The organism is Streptomyces ficellus, from assembly GCF_009739905.1.
GTDB classification, from domain to species: Bacteria; Actinomycetota; Actinomycetes; order Streptomycetales; family Streptomycetaceae; genus Streptomyces; species Streptomyces ficellus_A.
On the sequence record NZ_CP034279.1, the window covers coordinates 5,729,241 to 5,748,757 of the forward strand.

The following is a 19,517-nucleotide window of genomic DNA, read 5'->3' on the forward strand; positions in this document are numbered from 1 at the left end:
CCACGACCACCGTCACGGCGCGCCAAGCCCCGCGCAGTGCTCCACGAACCGCCGTGCCGTCTCCGGTACGCCCGCCCAGTGCGTGTGCACATAACTCGCGTGCACCCCGCCCCGTACGAAGCCCTCCACCCGGCGCTCCGGTTGCCGCAGCCCCCACGCGGGCACCTCGCCCGCGCCCGGCTCGATCACCGTGCGGTGGAACTCGTGCCCCCGCATCCGCGTCCCGGCCGCCGCCAGCGGGCTGTCGCCGATCGCCACCGCGTCCCGGTAGCCCAGCGTCAGCCGCCGCGACATCCGCGCCTCCGCGTCCAGCACCCCGCACATCGGCTGCCCGTCCAGCGACCGGGCCAGGTACAGCAGCCCGGCGCACTCGGCGGCGACGGGCGCACCGGACGCGGCCAGCTCCGCGACGGCCTTCCGCAGCCGCGCGTTCGCCGACAGCTCCGCCCCGTACACCTCCGGGAACCCGCCGCCGATCACCAGCCCGGCCGTCCCCTCGGGCAACTCCTCGTCCCGCAGCGGATCGAACGGCACCACCTCCGCGCCCGCGGCCGACAGCAGCTCCGCGTGCTCCGCGTACGAGAAGGTGAACGCGGCCCCGCCGGCGACGGCCACCACCGGCCGGCCCGCGACCGGCTCCAGCGACGGCTCCCAGGGCGCGTCCGGCAGCGGCGGCGCCGACCGCGCCAGCGCCAGCAGACCCTCCAGGTCGCACCCCGCCCGCACCTGCTCCGCCTGCGCGGCGACCGCCTCCACCGCCGCGGCCTGCCGCTCCGCGACCGGCACAAGACCCAGGTGCCGCGACGGGGTCTCCACCGCCGGGGCACGGCGCAGCACACCCAGCACCGGCACACCCGACTCGCCGAGGGCCTCCCGCAGCAGGTGCTCGTGCCGGTCGGTGGCCACCTTGTTGAGGATCACCCCGCCGATCCGCACCTCCGGGTCCCACGACGCGAACCCGTGCACCAGCGCCGCCACCGACCGCGACTGCGAGGAGGCGTCCACCACCAGCACCACCGGCGCCTTCAGCAGCTTGGCCACCTGCGCCGTGGACGCCAGTTCGCCCTGGTCGGCGGCACCGTCGTACAGCCCCATCACGCCCTCCACGACCGCCAGGTCGCAGCCGCGCGCACCGTGCGCGAAGAGCGGCGCGACCAGGCCCGTACCGCACATGAAGGCGTCGAGGTTGCGGCCCGGGCGGCCGGTGGCGAGAGCGTGGTAGCCCGGGTCGATGTAGTCGGGGCCCACCTTGTGCGGGGACACCGCGAGACCACGGCCGGCGAACGCTGCCATCAGGCCGGTGGCGACCGTGGTCTTGCCCGCGCCCGACGAGGGCGCGGCGATGACGAGACGTGCTACCACTCGATGCCCCGCTGGCCCTTCTGACCCGCGTCCATGGGGTGCTTGACCTTCGACATGTCGGTGACCAGGTCGGCGAACTCGCACAGCTCGGCGGGCGCGTTGCGGCCGGTGATCACCACGTGCTGCTGACCGGGCCGGTTCCGCAGCACCTCGACGACCTCGGCCGTGTCGATCCAGCCCCAGTGCAGCAGGTAGGCGAACTCGTCGAGGACGTAGAACTTGTACCGCTCCTCGGCGAGGTCCCGCTTGACCTGCTCCCAGCCCTCGCGCGCCTTGTCCTCGTGCGACTGCTCGCCGTCCTTGGGATCGCGTTGGATCCAGGACCAGCCCTCACCCATCTTGTTCCAGGTGACGGTCCCGCCCTTGCCGGTCTCGCCGAGCGCTTTCAGCGCGTTCTCCTCGCCGACCTTCCACTTCGCCGACTTGACGAACTGGAACACCCCGACCGGCCAGCCCTGGTTCCAGGCGCGCAGCGCCATCCCGAACGCGGCGGTCGACTTCCCCTTGCCGATACCCGTGTGCACCATGACCAGCGCCCGGTTGCGGCGCTGACGGGTGGTGAGACCGTCGTCCGGTACGACGGTCGGCTGTCCCTGCGGCATTAAGCGGCCCTCCCGGTAGTTGCCCTGACATCCCTCACGAGGCCGGCGATGGCGTCCGCCCGCAGCTCGTCGAGCGTGACGGCGGTGCCGCCGAGGGCGCGGGCCAGTTCGGCCGCCATCCCCAGCCGTACCGGCCCCGTCTCGCAGTCCACGACCACCGACGCGGTGCCCTCCGCCGCGTGCAGGCCGGCCGCCCGCGCGGCCAGCGCCACCGGCTCCGGCCCGCCGGTCGCCCGGCCGTCCGTGACGACCACCAGCAGCGGGCGGCGCGCCGGGTCGCGCAACCGCTCCACGCGCAGCACGTCGTGCGCCTTCAGCAACCCGGCCGCGAGCGGGGTGCGCCCGCCGGTCGGCAGCTGCTCCAGCCGTGCGGCGGCCGCGTCGACGGACGACGTGGGCGGCAGCGCGAGCTCGGCCGACGCGCCGCGGAAGGTCACCAGTCCGACCTTGTCGCGCCGCTGGTAGGCGTCCAGCAGCAGCGACAGCACGGCGCCCTTGACCGCGCCCATCCGCTGCCGGGCCGCCATGGAACCGGACGCGTCCACCGCGAACAGCACCAGGTTCCCCTCGCGCCCCTCGCGCGTCGCCTGCCGCAGATCGTCCCGCCGTACGACCAGCCCGGCGCCGGACCGGCCGCGCGCCCGCTGGTGCGGGGCGGCCGCCCGCACGGTCGCCGCCAGGTGCAGCTTGGTCAGCGTCCCCTTCGGCCGCCGCGCCCCGGTCGTCCGTCCGTGCTCGGTACGGGCACGGGAGCGCCGGCCCGACGCGCCCTCGCCGAGACCCGGCACGCTCAGCACCTTGGTGCGGAACGGCTCGGCAGCCTTCACGGGCGCCTGCTCGGAACCGCCGCCCGCGCCGGGCGCCGGTGCGGGCGCCCCTGCGGGAGGCTCCGCGGGCGTCTCCTCGGACGTCCCATCCGGCCTCTCCCGGTCCGTCCCGTTCTCCGGCTCCCCGCCCTGCGGAGGCACACCACCACCGCCGGGACCGCCGCCGTCGGGACCGCCCCCGGGGCCCGGGTCGGGATCCGGGTCGTCGTCGCCGAACTCCTCCAGCGTCTCGTCCAGCTTGTCCTCGTCCAGCCCCGGCGCGTCGAAGGGGTTGCGCCGACGCCGGTGCGGCAGCGCCAGCAGCGCCGCCTGCCGCACGTCGCCGGACGTGACGTCGGTACGCCCCGCCCACGCGGCCAGCGCCGTCGCCGTCCGCGCCATCACGATGTCGGCGCGCATGCCGTCCACCTCGAACGCCGCGCACGTCGCCGCGATCTGCCGCAGCGCCGCGTCACCCAGCACCACCGAGGGCAGCAGCGCCCGCGCGGCCACGATCCGCTCCCGCAGCGCGGCCTCCTCGCCGGCCCACCGGGCCGCGAAACCGGCCGGGTCGTCGTCGTACGCGAGACGGCGGCGCACCACCTCGACCCGCTGCTCCGGCTCCCGCGAGGCGGCCACCTCCACCGTCAGCCCGAACCGGTCCAGCAGCTGCGGCCGCAGCTCGCCCTCCTCCGGGTTCATCGTCCCGACCAGCAGGAACCGCGCGGCGTGCCGTACGGAGACGCCCTCCCGCTCCACGTACGAGGCGCCCATGGCGGCCGCGTCGAGCAGCAGGTCGATCAGGTGGTCGTGCAGGAGGTTGACCTCGTCGACGTACAGGATCCCGCGGTGCGCGGCGGCGAGCAGGCCCGGCTCGAACGCCTTCACGCCCTCGGCGAGCGCCCGCTCGATGTCCAGCGCCCCGACGAGCCGGTCCTCCGACGCGCCCACGGGCAGCTCGACCATGCGGGCCGCCCGGGCCGACGCGGCGCCGGTCCCGTGCGGGCCGTCCGGGCAGCCGGGATCGGGCGCGGCGGGGTCACAGCTGAAGCGGCAGCCCGCGACGACGGACACCTCGGGCAGCAGGTCCGCCAGGGCCCGCACCGCCGTGCTCTTCGCCGTGCCCTTCTCGCCCCGGACGAGTACACCGCCGACCGCCGGGCTGACCGCGTTGAGCAGCAGCGCCAGCCGCAGGTCGTCCATGCCGACGACGGCGGTGAACGGGTATCGGGTGCTCATGCTGTGATCACTCCCTCGAGTGGTTTCCCTCCGGACGCGGAGGAGTTGCCGGCCGGGACGTACGCGATGCGGGGGGCCGCCGTTCGACCCGCCCGGGTCGTCATGGCGCCCCCGGCGGAACGAACGGCAGCCCGGCCGGGGCACCCCGCTCGATGAGCTTCCAGAGCGCGTCGGTGTCCGCGTGCTCCTCGATCAGGTCACCCAGCCGGTCCAGCTGCTCCTCGCGCAGCGCCCCGAACGACGTCCCGGGCGCCGGCACGAACCGTCTCCCCGCCGCCCGCGCCACCTGCGCCAGGAACGCCCGCCGGAAGCCGTCGCTCTCCAGCGAGCCGTGCCAGTGCGTGCCCCACACCGCCCCGACGCGGCACCCGTCCAGGAACGGCTCGCCGCCGCGCACGTCGGCGACACCGTGGTGGATCTCGTACCCCTCGACCCGCTCGCCGAGAGCCTCGCCGACCGGCCGCGCCAGTGTCTTCTCCGGCGCGAACCGCACCCGCACCGGGAGCAGCCCGAGCCCCTCGACCGCACCGGCCCGGGACTCCACCTCGTCGTCGATGTGCTCGCCCAGCGCCTGGAAGCCGCCGCAGATGCCGAGCACCGGGCGCCCCTCGGCGGCCCGCCGCGCGATCGCCTCCGCGAGGCCCCGCTCGCGCAGCCACGCCAGCGCCCTCACCGTCCCGCGCGTCCCGGGCACCACCACCAGGTCCGCGTCGGCCAGCTCCTCCGGCCGGTCCACGAACCGGACCACCACGCCCGGTTCGGCGGCCAGCGCGTCGACGTCCGTGAAGTTGGACATCAGCGGTACGGCGCAGACGGCGACCCGCAGCACGTCCTCGCCGGCCGGCGGCGCGACGACCGACTCGCGGACCGCGCCGCGCAGCGACACCCGCAGCCCGTCCTCCTCGTCGATGCCGAGCCCGTGCGCGTACGGCAGGACACCGAGGGTCCGCCGGCCGGTCAGGTCCAGCAGCATGTCCAGGCCCGGCTCCAGCAACGTCACGTCACCCCGGAACTTGTTCACCAGATAACCCGCGACCAGCTCCTGGTCCTCCGGCGCCAGCAGCGCCGTCGTACCGAAGAACTGCGCGAACACGCCGCCCCGGTCGATGTCGCCCACCACGACCACCGGGAAGCGGGCGGCGCGCGCGATGCCCATGTTGACGATGTCGGTGCGCCGCAGGTTGATCTCCGCCGGGCTGCCCGCGCCCTCGCAGATGACGGCGTCGTACGTGCTCCGCAGCTCCTCCAGGCACTCCACGACCGTGCCGAGCAGCGCCTGCTGGCGGCCGCCGTGGTAGCCGCGGGCGCTCAGCTCGCCGACCGGCTTGCCCATCAGCACGACCTGGCTGGAGCGGTCGCTGCCCGGCTTGAGCAGCACCGGGTTCATCAGCGCGGTCGGCTCCACGCGCGCCGCCTGCGCCTGCATGGCCTGAGCCCGCCCGATCTCCGCGCCCTCGCGCGTCACGAACGAGTTCAGGGACATGTTCTGCCCCTTGAACGGCGCGACCTTCACGCCCTGCCGCACCAGCCAGCGGCAGATGCCGGCCGTGACGACGCTCTTGCCCGCGTCGGACGTGGTGCCCGCGACGAGCAGCCCCCCACCCCGCTTCATGTACGCCTCCGCCTCATCGCCCCGAACGCCAGCCGCCCGCCCGCGCACACCGCGAGGGTCAGGGCGCTCACCCGGCGCGACAACCGCACCGCCCGCTCGATGTCCGCCACCTCCACCGCCCGGCCCGCCGCGTTGAGCACCGGCCGGTGCTCGACGCGCCCGCCGTACGACAGCGTCCCGCCCAGCCGTACACCCAGCGCGCCGGCGAACGACGCCTCCACCGGGCCCGCGTTCGGGCTCGGGTGCTTGTCCGCGTCGGCCCGCCAGGCCCGGACCGCGCCGCGCGGGTTCCCGCCCGCGACCGCGGCCAGGGCGGCCGTCAGCCGGGCGCCCGGCCAGCCGGCCACGTCGTCCAGGCGCGCCGACGCCCAGCCGAAGCGGCGGTACCTCGGGGACTTGTGGCCCACCATCGCGTCGAGCGTGTTCACCGCCCGGAAGGCCACCAGGCCCGGTACGCCGCCGACCGCGCCCCACACCAGGGCGCCGACCACGGCGTCGGAGGTGTTCTCGGCGACCGACTCGACGACCGCGCGGGCGATGCCGGGGCCGTCCAGGGACTGCGGGTCCCGCCCGCACAGGTGCGGCAGCCGTTCGCGCGCCACCTCCAGGTCGCCGGCGGCCAGTGCGCCCCCGATCGCGCGGGCCTCGCGCCCCAGCGTCGTACCACCGACGACGGCCCACACGGCGGCCGCGGTGAGCGCGGCGGGAACGGCGCCCCGGTCGCGTACCGCCCGGCTGACGAGCACCGCCGCCCCGGCCGCGCCCCCGGCGCACACCACGGAGTGCAGTGCGCCCCACGCGCGGTGGTCGCGCCACAACACGCCCTCCACCGCGCCCGCGGCGCGCCCGAACGCGGCGACGGGGTGCCCGCGGCGGGGGTCGGCGAGCAGCAGATCGGCGGCCAGCCCGGCGGCGGCGCCGTACGCGAAGACGCGGTCACCGCGCATGGGTTCTCGATGTGCTGGGTGCTTCCGGGGCAGCGCGAAGGCAGCCGGGCATGGTGATGTCCTCACTCAGGGTCCGCGCCCTGGCTCGACGTGACCGGCGACGGGAGTTCCTGACTCATCCGCCCGTCAGGGCGAACTCACAGTGGCGGGACCGCGCCGGAGTCGCACCGGCTTCCTCACCTGCCGCCGTAATGGCCCCGGCAGTCCACCACGCCCCGCGAACGCCCGTCAACTCGCTGTTGACCTGCGGCGGGAGGTTGTGCCGAGGCACACACCGGCGTACGACGGCGCCCCCGGAACGACATGTCGTTCCGGGGGCGCCGGGGGAGAGCCGGGGGAGACCCGATCAGGTGACGATCAGGAAGATCCCGTACGCCACGGCCGCCGCGCAGAGCGCGAAGCAGGCGTAGGCACCCGTGCGGGCGAGGGTGGCGGAGCCCCCGCCGGCGGAGGCGGTCTCCTGCTTGGAGAGGCCGACGATGCCGAGGGTGAACAGGCCCACCAGTGCGACGGTGGCCAGGAGGCTGACCCCGAAGACGGAGCCGAGAGCTGCCCAGTCGATCTTCATGCTGTTCTTTCCTTACACCGTGGCGGCGGGAGCCGGGGCGTGGGACGTCGAGTTCGCCTCACCCGCCGGGGCGGGGATGGTGGCCTTGAGCTCCTCGGCGGTGACCGCGACGGCACCGGCCGGGGGCGGCGGGGTGACGGCCGCGATCGCGGTGGTCACGACGCCCGCGGGCTCCTCCTGCTCCACCTCGTTGACGTTGGTGTGGTCGACGACCTGGCGGCGGGAGATGAACCAGATCGCGGCGCAGGAGGCGACCAGGAAGACCGCGACGGCGGCGACGCCCCAGTCACCCTGCTTGGTGACGTACTCGGAGGCGGCGGCGACCAGGCCGGCGGCCGGCAGGGTCAGGCCCCAGGCGACGAACATCCGGGTCGCCGTCGACCAGCGGACCACGCCGCCCTTGCGGCCGAGGCCCGCGCCCATCACGGCGCCGGAGCAGGAGTGCGTGGTGGAGAGCGAGAAGCCCAGGTTGGAGGAGGCCAGGATGACGGCCGCCGCGCTGGTCTGGGCGGCGAAGCCCTGCTGCGGCTGGAGGTCCGTGAGGCCCTTGCCCATGGTGCGGATGATGCGCCAGCCACCGAGGTAGGTGCCGAGGGCGATGGCCAGACCGGCGGAGACGATCACCCAGACCGGCGGGTTCGAGCCGGGCACGAGGACGCCTCCGGCGACCAGGGCGAGGGTGATGATGCCCATCGTCTTCTGCGCGTCGTTGGTGCCGTGGGCGAGGGAGACCAGACCGGCCGAGGCGATCTGGCCGGCGCGGTAACCCTTGCGGCCGGTCTTCTCGTCGACGTGCTTGCCCGCCTTGTACGTCAGGCGGGCGGCGAGCATCGCGGCGATGCCCGCGACCAGCGGGGCCGCGACGGCCGGGATCAGGACCTTGGTGACGACCACGCCGCCGTTGACGCCGCCGATGCCGACGGAGGCGACGGTGGCGCCGACCAGGCCGCCCATCAGGGCGTGGGAGGAGCTGGACGGCAGGCCGACCAGCCACGTCAGCAGGTTCCACAGGATCGCGCCGACGAGCGCCGCGAAGATCACTTCTGGTGTGATGCCGTCCTCGGTGACGAGTCCGCTGGAGATCGTCTTGGCGACCTCGACGGACAGGAAGGCGCCGACCAGGTTGAGCACGGCGGACATGGCCACCGCCGTCTTGGGCTTCATCGCGCCGGTCGAGATGGTGGTCGCCATCGCGTTGGCGGTGTCATGGAAACCGTTCGTGAAATCGAACACGAGAGCTGTCACGACCACAATGGCGAGCAGCAGCGTGATGTGTTCCATTTACCCAGGCAATCGTTCGACGTCAGTGGCACGGCGAACGTAAGCAACCTGAGTGAACGGAAGGTGAACTGGCTCGGGCGCCATGGTGACCCCAAGCGGGGTGCGGTCATTCCGCTTACGCCCCCGGGCGTGAGGTCGGGGCCGGAAAACCGGGCGATTCCGGCACCCCGCCCCGTCTCCTCACGGCCGCGCCGTGGCCCGGCGCCGACCCGCCGACGAGACATGGATCACTCGTGCCGGACCCGCCCGGTGCCTGACAGGATCGGGTGCATGACACAGGACGCGATCGAGCGGGCATGGGACGCACTGGTCGGCACCGCCCGCAGGACGGTGACGGACGGGCTGGTCGTCGGTACCTCCGGAAACGTTTCCGCACGGGTGGGGGACCTGGTGCTCGTCACCCCCAGCGGCGTGCCGTACGACCGGCTCACCCCCGCCGACACCGTCGCCGTCGACCTCGACGGCACCCAGGTCCGCGGCCGGCTCGCGCCCACCAGCGAACTCCCCATGCACCTGGAGATCTACCGCCGCACCACGGCCCGCGCCGTCGTGCACACCCACGCCGTCCACGCCACCGCCGCGTCGACCCTCGTCACCGAACTCCCACCGATCCACTACATGGCCGCGGCCCTCGGCGGCCCCGTCCGCGTCGCCCCCTACGCCCTGTACGGCACGCCGGACCTCGCCGCCCACATGATGCGCGCCCTGGACGACCGCACCGGCTGCCTCCTGCGCAACCACGGAACGGTCACCTACGGCGACACCCTGGACCAGGCCTACGACCGCACGGCCCAGCTGGAGTGGATGTGCCGCGTCTGGCTCACCGCCACCTCGGCACCCGGCCACACCCCCAGCCTCCTGTCCCCCGCCGAACTCCACGAAGCCGCCACGAAGCTCTCCGGCTACGGCCAGCCCCACTGACGGCCCCGCCGGTCTCGTTCTGGGCTCGCCCCGCTGGGCCCACCCTCGCCCCCGTTGTGGCCAGTCGTCCCGCTGGGCGGCTCCCACCCCCGCCCACCCGTTGTGGGCAATCGTCCCGCGGCCGCTCCCACCCCCGCCCACCCGTTGTGGGCAATCGTCCCGCTGGGTCCCCCCCCACCCTGTTGTGGGCAATCGTTCCGCAGGGCGGAACGGGTGGGCACAACGGGCCGGCGGGGTGCCTGTTCCCGGTTCGCCCGGTGGGCGGTGCGGATACGCACGGTGGGTGGGGGGCGTGGCCCCTCCGGGCTCGCCTCCTCGGGGCCGGCGGCCTCGAGTTACGAGGATGGGAGCCCCGGTAACGCCGCCGGTCCCCTGCGGGGGCGACCCTGCACGGCCCCACCCCGGTGCGTCGCCGGGCGCGGGGCGGTGGGTGGGGGGCACGGCCCCACCCTGGGTACGTCGCCGGGTGCGCGACACCCCGGCGGGGGGCGCCCACTGGCATCCGCACCCGCACGTCACCACACTGGAACGGTGCGCCCCGCTACAGCGACGGCAGCGGCCGTCACCACACTGATCGGTGCCGGCGCGGCCGCGGTCGCGGCCGGCCGGTACACCAGCAGCGCCGCGCTCAAGGTGCCGTCCGGCCGGCCCCTGCCCGGCGAGCCCCGGCTCACCGTGCACGCCACGGCCGCCGGGCAGGTCACCCTGACCCGCTGCCTCGCCTCCCGGCGCCCCGGGACCTACGGGCTGGCCGGCCCGGACGTCCACGCCGTCGTCGGGCCCGTCCTGGACGACGTACCGCACAGCGCCGACACCGTCGTACGCCGGCTCGAACGGGTCGTCGGCGGCCGGCTCGAACCGGGCAGCCGGGTCAGGTTCACCCCGCAGCTGCACACCGGCACCCCTGCCTCGGCGCTCGGCCTGGAGTACAGCGACATGGAGGTGCAGGGGGAACTCGGCGCCCTGCCCGCCTGGTTCGTCCCCGCCTCCCGCTCCACCTGGGTCATCGCCGTCCACGGCATCGGCACGACCCGCGAGCACCCGCTGAACCTCATGACGTTCCTCAACCGGATGCGCCTGCCGGTCCTGGACCTCGCCTACCGAGGCGACCCAGGAGCGCCTCGCCCCGCCGGCGGACTGGGCCACCTGGGCGACTCCGAATGGCGCGACCTGGACGCCGCGATCCGCCACGCCGTACGGCACGGCGCCGAACGCGTCATCCTCCACGGCTGGTCCACCGGGGCGTCCATGGCCCTGCACGCCGCCGCCAACTGCGGCCTGCGCGACCGGATCAGCGGCCTCGTCCTCGACTCGCCGGTCCTGGACTGGGAGGCCACCCTGCGCGCCCTGGCCACCGCCCGCCGGGTGCCCGCCCCGCTGCTCCCGCTCGCCGTCCGCGCCGCGCAGGGCAGCACCGGTGTGCACGGCGACCGGCTCGCCGAGGCCGCCGACCCGCGGGGCCTGCGCGTACCCACGCTCGTCTTCCACGGCCCGGACGACCGCCTCGCGCCCTGGCAGAGCTCCCGCGAGCTGGCCGCCCGCCGCGCCGACCTGGTCACCCTGCACACCGTCCCGAACGCCCCGCACGCCGCCATGTGGAACGCCGACCCGGACCGCTACGAGGAGGCCATGCGCCGCTTCCTCACCTCCCTGATCTGACCCCGCCGAGCCCGGCGAATCGCGTTCCGTTTGGGCTTTCGGGGCGTCAGCGGGAAGACTGCCCCCGTGACGTCTCGAAAGCCTGATGAGCAACTGGCGCGCAATTCCAGACTCCGACTCGTCCGTCCGCGGCCCCTGACCACGGCCCGACGGGCCGTGACGACCCGGCGTACCCGGCCGGTGCCCAGGCCGCCGGAGGGCACTCCGCCGCCCGCCGAGCTGGCCCGACAGGCGAGGGCGGTGCTCGCCGACGCCGTGCGCATCGCCCGCTGGGCCGCCGTCGAGCGCGACCGCGACCGTCATCGCGGCCCCGACGCCGTCTCCGCCACCGAACGGGCCGCCGCCGCGCTCGGCCTGACCGCCGGTCAAGTGCGGGCCGGCTGGGACCGCGCCCGGCTCGCCGGACTGGTCGAACTCCACGGCGACACCGCCCGCCCCGGCTGGCGGCTGCGTGCCTGGGACCGGGACGATTCCGCCGTCCTGCGCGGCTGGGTGGCCCTCTTCGACGCCTGGTCGCTCGTCCACCCGGCGCCCGCCGATGTCGCCCCGGCCGCGGTGGCCGAGGTGGTGGAAGCCGTCCCCCAGGTGCTCTCCCTCCTCCAGCTCTCCGCCGGTCCGGTGCCGGTCCCGGCCCTGCTCGACCTGCTCCGCCAGCGCGTCGCCGAACTCCGCGAGGAGCGCTGCGAGGTGCCCGAGGGCCCGCAGCCCGTGGTCGCGACCGCCCCCGAGTCGCTCGCCCGGCTGCTCGACTGGGCGCTGGAGGGCCTCGCCGCCGTCGGCGCGCTGACCCTCGGCGACGGGCAGGCCACCCTCACCCCGCTCGGCAACTGGGCGGTGTGGGTGAAGCTGGAGCAGATCTGCGTCGCCGCCCAGAGCCCCGCCGGCCACATCGAGCAGTCCGCCGAGGACATGCTGCGCGGCTGCGCGCGCCTCACCCCCGGCCCCGCCCGCGTCGAGTACCGCGCCTGGCTCGCCGCCCGCCCCGTCGGCAGTGCCGTCACCGAACTCCTCGCCGTCGCCCGGGGTGAGGACGCCCTGCTGCGCGGTCTCGCCTTCGAAGCGCTCCGGGTCGTCGGCGCCCCCGCGGAGTCCGAGGTCCGGGCCGCCGCCGACGAGGTCTGCCTGCGCCCCTACGCGCTGCTCTGGCTCGCCGAGTACGAGGGCGCCGACCCCGAGGACGCGCAGGACGTCCTCACCCGCGAGGAGGCCACCTGGCTCTGGGTGGACACCGCGGCGGCCGTGGCCGACCACGGCGAGAGCACCCTCCTGGTCCGCCACCTGGAGTCCGCCGTCCAGGGCACGGTCCCCGCGCTCCTCGACGAGGTCCGGGCGGTGGACCACCCGCGCACCGTGCAGGTCCTGGTCGCCCTGGCCGCGGCCCACCCCGACCCCGCCCTCGCCAAGGCGGTGCGCCGCGCGGCCTTCCAGGTCCACACCGGCGGAGCGTGACGCCCGCGACGCCGGGGACCGTCCGCTACTCCGCGGCGCCGGGGGCGTACGTCCCGAAGCTCCAGACGTTGCCCTCGGCGTCCCGCGCCATGTAGTCCCGCGAGCCGTACTCCTGGTCCGTGGGCGGCATCAGGATCTCCACCCCGTGCTCCACCGCCCGGGCGTGGTGCGCGTCGGGGTCCTCCACCACCACGTACACCCCCACGGGCCCCGCGCCGCCCATCGCCTTGGCGAAGACCCCGTCCCCGCCCTTGCTGCCCAGCATCACCATGCCGTTCCCGCAGGCCAGCTCCGAGTGGACGACGCGGCCGTCCTCGCCCTCGTACACACTCACCTCGGTGAACCCGAACGCTTCCTTCAGCGTTCTGATGGCCGCCTTCGCGTCCTCGTACAGGATCGTCGGATAGATGCTCGGTACGTTCGCCATGCTGACCACTCTCCGATTCGGTGCTCGACTGCGACCTTGCTGTCCCCGACCGTGCGACTGTGATCCGGATCTCAACCGTTCCTCAGTCTCGCACCGGGCACTGACAACGCCCCCTGGAGCACACCCGGCTCACCGGAAGGTGTGGCGCGGCCACGCGGCCCCGCACGGCTCCCGCGTGGCCGAAAAGCAGTTGCACGCGCCCGTTAGACTGGGCCGTATGGCCATTCTCCCTGTGCATTAGACCGGCGTCGAAGCCACCGCACCCGCCGTCCTTCCGCCGTCTTCCACACCGCCCTGGAGTCTGTCCGTGATCACCGCTTCCGGCATCGAGCTGCGCGCCGGCGCCCGCGTCCTCATCGAGTCCGCTTCCTTCCGCATCGCCAAGGGCGACCGCATCGGCCTGGTCGGCCGCAACGGCGCGGGCAAGACGACCCTCACCAAGTGCCTCGCGGGCGAGGGCGTTCCCGCCGGGGGCACGATCGCCCGCTCCGGCGAGGTCGGCTACCTCCCGCAGGACCCCCGCACCGGCGACCTCGACGTCCTGGCCCGCGACCGGATCCTCTCCGCCCGCGGCCTCGACGTGCTGATCCGCAAGATGCGGCAGAACGAGGAGCGGATCGCCAGCGGCCAGGGCGGCACCCGCGAGAAGGCGCTGCGCCAGTACGAGCGCCAGGAGACCGAGTTCCTCACCAAGGGCGGTTACGCCGCCGAGGCCGAGGCCGCCACCATCGCCGCCGCCCTCGGCCTGCCCGACCGGGTCCTCGGCCAGCCGCTGCACACCCTCTCCGGTGGTCAGCGCCGCCGAGTGGAGCTCGCCCGCATCCTGTTCTCGGACGCCGACACCCTGCTCCTCGACGAGCCCACGAACCACCTCGACGCCGACTCGATCGTCTGGCTCCGCGACTACCTCAAGACCTACCGCGGTGGCTTCATCGTGATCTCCCACGACGTCGACCTCGTCGAGACCGTCGTGAACAAGGTCTTCTACCTCGACGCCAACCGCGCCCAGATCGACGTCTACAACATGGGCTGGAAGCTGTACCAGCAGCAGCGCGAGGCCGACGAGAAGCGCCGCAAGCGCGAGCGCCAGAACGCCGAGAAGAAGGCCGCGGCGCTGAACTCGCAGGCCGACAAGATGCGGGCGAAGGCCACCAAGACCGTCGCCGCGCAGAACATGGCCAAGCGCGCCGAGCGGCTGCTCTCCGGCCTGGAGGCGGTCCGCGTCTCCGACAAGGTCGCCAAGCTCCGCTTCCCCGAGCCCGCCCCCTGCGGCAAGACCCCGCTCACCGCGGAGGGGCTCTCCAAGTCGTACGGCTCCCTGGAGATCTTCACCGACGTCGACCTGGCCATCGACAAGGGGTCGCGGGTCGTCATCCTCGGCCTCAACGGCGCCGGCAAGACGACCCTGCTGCGGCTCCTCGCCGGGGTGGAGAAGCCGGACACCGGCGACGTGACCCCCGGCCACGGCCTCAAGCTGGGCTACTACGCCCAGGAGCACGAGACCCTCGACCCGGACCGCACCGTCCTGGAGAACATGCGGTCCGCCGCGCCCGACCTCGACCTCGTCGAGGTGCGCAAGACGCTCGGCTCGTTCCTCTTCTCCGGCGACGACGTCGACAAGCCGGCGGGCGTCCTCTCCGGCGGTGAGAAGACCCGGCTCGCGCTGGCCACCCTGGTCGTCTCCTCGGCGAACGTCCTGCTCCTCGACGAGCCCACGAACAACCTCGACCCGGCCAGCCGCGAGGAGATCCTCGGCGCGCTGCGCACCTACAAGGGCGCCGTCATCCTCGTCACGCACGACGAGGGCGCCGTCGACGCCCTCGAACCGGAGCGGATCATCCTGCTCCCGGACGGTGTCGAGGACCTGTGGGGCCCGGACTACAAGGACCTGGTGGCGCTGGCCTGACCGGGACCGGGGCGGCCCGCTCGCCCCGGTATGGATCATTCGGCCTACGCGTGATCCATCATCTGAGTGAGAGCGTCTCGTACTGCGGCGTGGCGGCGAGCGGATTTCCCGCTTCGGCCCCACGCCGCTCGTGATCTCCGCACACCCCTCTGACCTGGCATTTCGGGCGCACGGCCGGTATCGGATCCGCGCGGTGTGCGGGTCGGCGGCCCCGGAGCGGCGAAACCTCGCGGCACGGACCTTGTCGAATGGCTGGCCAGGAAGCCCCCGAGGGGTGATCATGAGAAGACCAGAGCGCACTTCCCATGAGGAGGCACGGGTGGCCGAGACTCTGAAGAAGGGCAGCCGGGTGACCGGCGCCGCGCGCGACAAGCTCGCGGCAGACCTGAAGAAGAAGTACGACTCCGGCGCGAGCATCCGGGCATTGGCCGAGGAGACGGGCCGATCCTATGGATTCGTCCACCGGATGCTGAGTGAGTCGGGAGTCACGCTGCGTGGACGCGGCGGAGCGACGCGAGGCAAGAAGGCCGCTTCGGCCTGAGGGCCCCGCGTCCTGACAAGTCGAGCGCGGCTCGTCCGGCCCCACCGGTTCCGGCAGGGCCACCCGGCCGATCGCGCGGTCGGCCGGGTGGTTACTGTGCAGTCACTTAATGGCTGCACTGCCGCACCGGACCCGGAGGCGCCCCATGACCTCGCTCGACCCAGTCCTCGAAGTGCTCGACAAGGACGGCGTACGTCTCACCGTCGAGGACGCCGTTGCCACGGTGACCCTGACCAACCCGGCCAAGCGCAACGCCCAGTCCCCCGCGCTGTGGAGGGCGTTGGCGGAAGCCGGACGGTCGCTGCCGGGCAGCGTGCGGATCGTGGTGCTGCGCGGTGAGGGCAAGTCCTTCTCCGCCGGACTCGACCGCCAGGCGTTCACGCCGGAGGGCTTCGACGGCGAGCCGTCGTTCCTGGAGATGGCGCGCGGCTCCGACGCCGCGCTGGACGCCGTCATCGCCGAGTACCAGGAGGCGTTCACCTGGTGGCGCCGCAACGACATCGTGTCGATCGCGGCCGTCCAGGGGCATGCCATCGGGGCCGGTTTCCAGCTCGCCCTGGCGTGCGACCTGCGGGTCGTGGCCGAGGACGTCCAGTTCGCCATGCGCGAGACCAGCCTGGGCCTCGTGCCCGACCTGACCGGTACGCACCCCCTCGTCGCGGCGGTCGGCTACGCCCGCGCGCTGGAGATCTGCGCCACGGGCCGGTTCGTGCACGCCGACGAGGCCGAGCGCATCGGGCTGGCCAACCTCGTCGTGCCCGCGGGCGACCTCGACGGCGCGGTGCGCGACCTCGCCGTCGCGCTGCTCGCCGCGCCGCGCGACGCCGTCATCGAGACCAAGGCGCTGCTCCGCGGCGCCGGCGAGCGCGGCTACGAGGAGCAGCGGACGGCCGAGCGCGCCGCCCAGGCGCGCCGCCTGCGCGATCTCGCGGGTCAGTCCGACTGAACCCGCCGGGTGACGTCGGTGACCACCACGGTCACCGGCAGCTCGCCCCCGACGGCCCCGCGTACCGCCCGTGCCACGTCCAGTGGCCGGTGGTCCGGGGTCGTCGCCAGTTCGACGCGTACGTGATCGTCCGCCCGGTGCACCGGGGCGCCGAGGACGCCCGTCAGCCGGGCCACGCCCGGGACGGCGACGGCCGCGACGGCCGCGGTGTCCTCCTGCGGTCCGGCCTCCTTCTCCGGTGGGGGAGCGGGCGCGGGCGGCTCGGGCGGGGCGTCCAGCAGCGCCGTGACCCGGAGGTCCACCCGTGCCACGGTCAGCCCGAGGCGCCGCTCGCACGCGGCCGACAGCGCGGTGCGCAGCCGTTCGGCGAGGTCCGGCAGCGGCACGCCGTACCCGGCGGCGAAGCCGGCCTCGATCCTCAGCGGGCCGGGCGGTACCGATCCCGGTGGCGCCGGGAAGGCGGACCGGGGTGCGGCCGCCTCGTCCGCGAGGGTGATCCGCAGCCGGCCCGGTTCCACCCCCGGCACCTTCCGCGCCGCCCGGCGCAGTACCGCGTCCGCGGCGCGCTCCGCGATCCAGGCTCCGTCCTGCGGGCCTCCCAGCGGGAGCAGCCGCCCCAGGCCGATGCGGCTCCGCGCCGCCGCCACCCATCCGTCAGCCGTCGTCATTCCTCCAGCCTGCCGCATCCCCGGCGCGGGATCCGGAAACCACCCTTAATGTGAGCGAAGGAGTCCAAATCCTCCGGAAAGGACCATGGTGATGTCTGACGCGTCGCAGCCCGCCCAGTCCGCTCGGGCCGACCAGGCCTCGAGAGCGGCGCGGGTCAAGGAACCGGCGGCGGAGGAAGCCAGGAGGACCTCCATGTCCAAGCGGGGCGGCGGCGATCCGGCCTCCCGCGGCCGTACCACCATCGCCGACGGGGTCGTCGAGAAGATCGCCGGGCTGGCGGCGCGTGACGTCGACGGTGTCCACGCCATGGGCAGCGGGGCCGCCCGCACCTTCGGCGCGGTGCGCGACCGGGTCCCCGGCGGCAGGCCGAGCGTCACCCGCGGGGTGAAGGCCGAGGTCGGAGAGGTGCAGGCGGCGCTCGACCTGGAGATCGTCGTCGAGTACGGCGTCCCCATCAAAGAGGTCGCCGGCGCGGTGCGGGAGAACGTGATCTCGGCGGTCGAGCGGATGACCGGTCTCGACGTCGTCGAGGTCAACATCTCGGTGAGCGACGTGAAGCTTCCTGAGGACGAGGACGAAGAGCCGGAGCCCCGCATCCAGTAGCGGGTCCCTAAGGAGAGCGCGATGAGCATGGCGGTGGTCGGCCTGGTGGCCGGAATGGCGCTCGGCTTCGCCGGATACTTCGGCGGCTTCGGGGCGTTTGTGCTGGTGGCCGCGTTGGGTGCGGTCGGCTTCGTGGCCGGCCGGTTCCTCGACGGGGACCTCGAACCCGGTGACTTCTTCCGGGGCCGTGACCGCGGCGACCGGAGGCGGTGACGCGGTGACGGGGGTCCTGGCGGCGGAACGCGGGGCGACCGTCATCGCCGACCGCGTGGTGGCCAAGATCGCCGCCCATGCGGCCCGCGAGGCACTCGCCGGCGCACCGGACGACGAACCCGGCACCGCACGGCCCGGCACCGCACGGCCCGGCACCCCGCACGGCCCGGAAGGCCCGGGAGGCCTGAGCGACGGCACCGGCGGGGGCGAGCCGCCCCACGCGACCGTCGTCGTGCACCGCGACACCGCCCGCGTCCGCATCAGCCTGGAACTCGGCTACCCCTGCGACATCGGCGCCCGGTGCGCCGCCGTCCGCCGTCAGGTGATCCGGCGCGTGAAGACGCTCGCGGGCATGGACGTGCCCGAGGTGGCCGTCCAGGTGGACCGGCTGCACTCCTCGTACACCCGGGACCGGGACAAGGGACGCGGGAGGGTCCGATGAGCACCGACGCGCCGCCCACCGAACCCGCCCCCGGCTCCGTACCCGTCCTGGAGGAGCAGACCCCGCCCGGCGCCCACCGCTTCTGGTCCGTACGGCGCGTCCCGGCCGCCCTGCTCGCCCTCGTGCTGCTCGCGGGCGCCGGACTGCTGCTGTACGACGTCGCCTCGGTACGCGCCGGACGGCCCGGCATGCACTGGCGCCGCGTCCTCGCCGACGACCTGGCGACCCGGCAGCTCGACGACGTCGTGGTCCTCGTCGGCGCGGCGGTCGCCATCGCGCTGGGCGTCTGGCTCCTCGTCCTCGCCTGTACGCCGGGACTGCGCGCCGTGCTGCCGATGCGGCGCGGCGCCGACCCGTTGCGCGCCGGGCTGCGGCGGGAAGCGGTCGAGACCGTGCTGCGCGACCGGGCGGTGGCCGTGGCGGGCGTGCGGTCCGCGCGGGTCCGGGCGCGGCGCCACAAGGCCGCCGTGCGGGCCGTGGTCCACTTCCGTGAACTCGGCGACGTACGGGCCGACCTGGACGCCGCGATGCGGGACGCGGTCGAGGAGCTGGGGCTGGCCCGGCCGCCCCGCCTGTCCGTCCACGTCACGCGATCGTCGCGGAAGGGGTGAGGGGCGTGCTGCGAGGCGTCAACCGGGTGGTCCTGGGCCTGACCGGAGCGGTGCTGGTGTGCGCGGGCGGCGCGGTACTGGTGGCCGGACTGGACCTGGGCGTGCCGTCGTGGTGGCCCTGGCGCGGCCCGGACGCCGTCCTGCTGACCGAGTCGGCGCGCCGGCGGCCGGCGTGGCCCGCGGTGATCGCGGTGCTGGCGGTGCTGGTGCTGCTGTCCCTCTGGTGGCTGGTGGCACAACTGCGCCGCCCCCGGCCGCCGGAGGTGCTCGTCGACAGCCGGGACGGAGACGGCGCGACCCTGCGGGGCCGGGCCCTGGAGGGCGCCATGGAGGCGGAGGCGGAAGCACTGGACGGCGTCTCGCGCGCCCGCGTCCGGCTCGCCGGCCGGCGAACGGCGCCCTCCGCCCGGGTGTCCCTGCTGCTGGAACCCCACGCGTCACCGGACGAGACCCTCGCACGGCTCCGCGACGGCACGCTGAAGCACGCCCGCGAGTCGGCGGGCCTGCCCCGGCTGCCCACGGAAGCCCACCTCCGCGCCGCCCGCCAGCCGACCCGCCGCGTCACCTGACGGCGCCCCGCGGTCGCGCCCCGGGGCGCCTGGTTCGCCGCGTCAGCTGAGGGCGCCCTGCGCCCCGGCCCGGGGCCCCGGCGCGACCCCGCCCCCGGCGCGCCCGACGGGAGGCCGCCCCCGGCGCGCCTGGCCCGTGGCGTC

At 74.6% G+C, this 19,517-nt stretch carries 20 protein-coding genes and 1 riboswitch; of the genes, 11 read left to right on the forward strand and 9 right to left on the reverse strand.

The window, feature by feature from the left end:
* Positions 1-12: 12 nt before the first annotated feature.
* The 7 genes from EIZ62_RS25625 to EIZ62_RS25655 all read right to left on the reverse strand — a co-directional run bounded on the left by EIZ62_RS25625 (position 13) and on the right by EIZ62_RS25655 (position 8,417).
* The gene (locus tag EIZ62_RS25625; protein WP_156695033.1) at positions 13-1,362 is read right to left on the reverse strand and encodes a cobyrinic acid a,c-diamide synthase CobB; all 1,350 of its coding nucleotides are present in this window, start codon (positions 1,360-1,362) and stop codon (positions 13-15) included.
* On the reverse strand, positions 1,356-1,964 hold the full coding sequence (gene cobO / locus EIZ62_RS25630; protein WP_156695034.1) for a cob(I)yrinic acid a,c-diamide adenosyltransferase: 609 nt from the start codon (positions 1,962-1,964) through the stop codon (positions 1,356-1,358). Before cobO ends, EIZ62_RS25625 begins: the two co-directional genes overlap by 7 nt.
* Complete coding sequence (locus tag EIZ62_RS25635) at positions 1,964-4,009, reverse strand: putative cobaltochelatase (RefSeq protein ID WP_156695035.1); 2,046 nt, start codon at positions 4,007-4,009, stop codon at positions 1,964-1,966. Before EIZ62_RS25635 ends, cobO begins: the two co-directional genes overlap by 1 nt.
* A gap of 100 nt (positions 4,010-4,109) precedes the next feature.
* Positions 4,110-5,621, reverse strand: coding sequence for a cobyric acid synthase (locus tag EIZ62_RS25640; RefSeq protein WP_156695036.1), 1,512 nt, complete (start codon positions 5,619-5,621; stop codon positions 4,110-4,112).
* Complete coding sequence (locus tag EIZ62_RS25645; RefSeq protein ID WP_156695037.1) at positions 5,618-6,568, reverse strand: cobalamin biosynthesis protein; 951 nt, start codon at positions 6,566-6,568, stop codon at positions 5,618-5,620. Before EIZ62_RS25645 ends, EIZ62_RS25640 begins: the two co-directional genes overlap by 4 nt.
* Positions 6,569-6,653: 85 nt before the next feature.
* Positions 6,654-6,793, reverse strand: a riboswitch (cobalamin riboswitch).
* A 121-nt stretch (positions 6,794-6,914) separates the two neighbouring features.
* The gene (locus EIZ62_RS25650; RefSeq protein WP_156695038.1) at positions 6,915-7,136 is read right to left on the reverse strand and encodes a hypothetical protein; all 222 of its coding nucleotides are present in this window, start codon (positions 7,134-7,136) and stop codon (positions 6,915-6,917) included.
* 12 nt (positions 7,137-7,148) lie between these two features.
* On the reverse strand, positions 7,149-8,417 hold the full coding sequence (locus tag EIZ62_RS25655; RefSeq protein WP_156695039.1) for an inorganic phosphate transporter: 1,269 nt from the start codon (positions 8,415-8,417) through the stop codon (positions 7,149-7,151).
* Between the two features lie 270 nt (positions 8,418-8,687).
* Between EIZ62_RS25655 and EIZ62_RS25660 the strand changes: the two genes are divergently transcribed.
* The 3 genes from EIZ62_RS25660 (at position 8,688) to EIZ62_RS25670 (ending at position 12,446) form a co-directional block, all read left to right on the forward strand.
* Positions 8,688-9,338 (forward strand): class II aldolase/adducin family protein, encoded by a 651-nt coding sequence (locus EIZ62_RS25660; protein ID WP_156695040.1) that lies wholly within the window; start codon positions 8,688-8,690, stop codon positions 9,336-9,338.
* A 531-nt stretch (positions 9,339-9,869) separates the two neighbouring features.
* Positions 9,870-10,997 carry an alpha/beta hydrolase gene (locus EIZ62_RS25665; RefSeq protein ID WP_156695041.1) on the forward strand — a complete coding sequence of 376 codons (1,128 nt, stop codon included), beginning with the start codon at positions 9,870-9,872 and terminating at the stop codon, positions 10,995-10,997.
* A gap of 156 nt (positions 10,998-11,153) precedes the next feature.
* Positions 11,154-12,446, forward strand: coding sequence for a hypothetical protein (locus EIZ62_RS25670; protein ID WP_156695042.1), 1,293 nt, complete (start codon positions 11,154-11,156; stop codon positions 12,444-12,446).
* A 25-nt stretch (positions 12,447-12,471) separates the two neighbouring features.
* Here the strand turns inward: EIZ62_RS25670 and EIZ62_RS25675 are convergent, their stop codons facing one another.
* Positions 12,472-12,873 carry a VOC family protein gene (locus tag EIZ62_RS25675; RefSeq protein WP_156695043.1) on the reverse strand — a complete coding sequence of 134 codons (402 nt, stop codon included), beginning with the start codon at positions 12,871-12,873 and terminating at the stop codon, positions 12,472-12,474.
* Positions 12,874-13,180: 307 nt separating this feature from the next.
* Between EIZ62_RS25675 and EIZ62_RS25680 the strand changes: the two genes are divergently transcribed.
* The 3 genes from EIZ62_RS25680 (at position 13,181) to EIZ62_RS25690 (ending at position 16,266) form a co-directional block, all read left to right on the forward strand.
* On the forward strand, positions 13,181-14,779 hold the full coding sequence (locus EIZ62_RS25680) for an ABC-F family ATP-binding cassette domain-containing protein (RefSeq protein WP_156695044.1): 1,599 nt from the start codon (positions 13,181-13,183) through the stop codon (positions 14,777-14,779).
* 319 nt (positions 14,780-15,098) lie between these two features.
* The gene (locus EIZ62_RS25685; protein ID WP_006123601.1) at positions 15,099-15,320 is read left to right on the forward strand and encodes a helix-turn-helix domain-containing protein; all 222 of its coding nucleotides are present in this window, start codon (positions 15,099-15,101) and stop codon (positions 15,318-15,320) included.
* Between the two features lie 145 nt (positions 15,321-15,465).
* A complete protein-coding gene (locus tag EIZ62_RS25690; protein ID WP_156695045.1) occupies positions 15,466-16,266 on the forward strand; it encodes an enoyl-CoA hydratase/isomerase family protein in 801 nt (266 codons plus the stop codon).
* On the opposite strand, the gene EIZ62_RS25695 is transcribed toward EIZ62_RS25690, so the two are convergent.
* Positions 16,254-16,934 carry an Asp23/Gls24 family envelope stress response protein gene (locus EIZ62_RS25695; protein WP_244375969.1) on the reverse strand — a complete coding sequence of 227 codons (681 nt, stop codon included), beginning with the start codon at positions 16,932-16,934 and terminating at the stop codon, positions 16,254-16,256. The genes EIZ62_RS25690 and EIZ62_RS25695 overlap by 13 nt on opposite strands.
* 193 nt (positions 16,935-17,127) lie before the next feature.
* Here EIZ62_RS25695 and EIZ62_RS25700 point away from each other — a divergent pair, with 193 nt between their 5' ends.
* From EIZ62_RS25700 to amaP, 5 genes are read left to right on the forward strand one after another with little or no spacing between them, the layout of a single operon-like run.
* Positions 17,128-17,538 (forward strand): Asp23/Gls24 family envelope stress response protein, encoded by a 411-nt coding sequence (locus EIZ62_RS25700; protein WP_244376290.1) that lies wholly within the window; start codon positions 17,128-17,130, stop codon positions 17,536-17,538.
* 21 nt (positions 17,539-17,559) lie between these two features.
* Positions 17,560-17,751 (forward strand): hypothetical protein, encoded by a 192-nt coding sequence (locus EIZ62_RS25705; protein WP_156695048.1) that lies wholly within the window; start codon positions 17,560-17,562, stop codon positions 17,749-17,751.
* The gene (locus EIZ62_RS25710; RefSeq protein ID WP_156695049.1) at positions 17,726-18,193 is read left to right on the forward strand and encodes a hypothetical protein; all 468 of its coding nucleotides are present in this window, start codon (positions 17,726-17,728) and stop codon (positions 18,191-18,193) included. The genes EIZ62_RS25705 and EIZ62_RS25710 overlap by 26 nt, the downstream gene beginning before the upstream one ends.
* On the forward strand, positions 18,190-18,804 hold the full coding sequence (locus EIZ62_RS25715) for a DUF6286 domain-containing protein (RefSeq protein ID WP_156695050.1): 615 nt from the start codon (positions 18,190-18,192) through the stop codon (positions 18,802-18,804). Before EIZ62_RS25710 ends, EIZ62_RS25715 begins: the two co-directional genes overlap by 4 nt.
* Before the next feature lie 5 nt (positions 18,805-18,809).
* Positions 18,810-19,373, forward strand: a complete 564-nt coding sequence (amaP, locus tag EIZ62_RS25720) for an alkaline shock response membrane anchor protein AmaP (RefSeq protein ID WP_156695051.1) — start codon at positions 18,810-18,812, stop codon at positions 19,371-19,373.
* Positions 19,374-19,517: the final 144 nt, after the last annotated feature.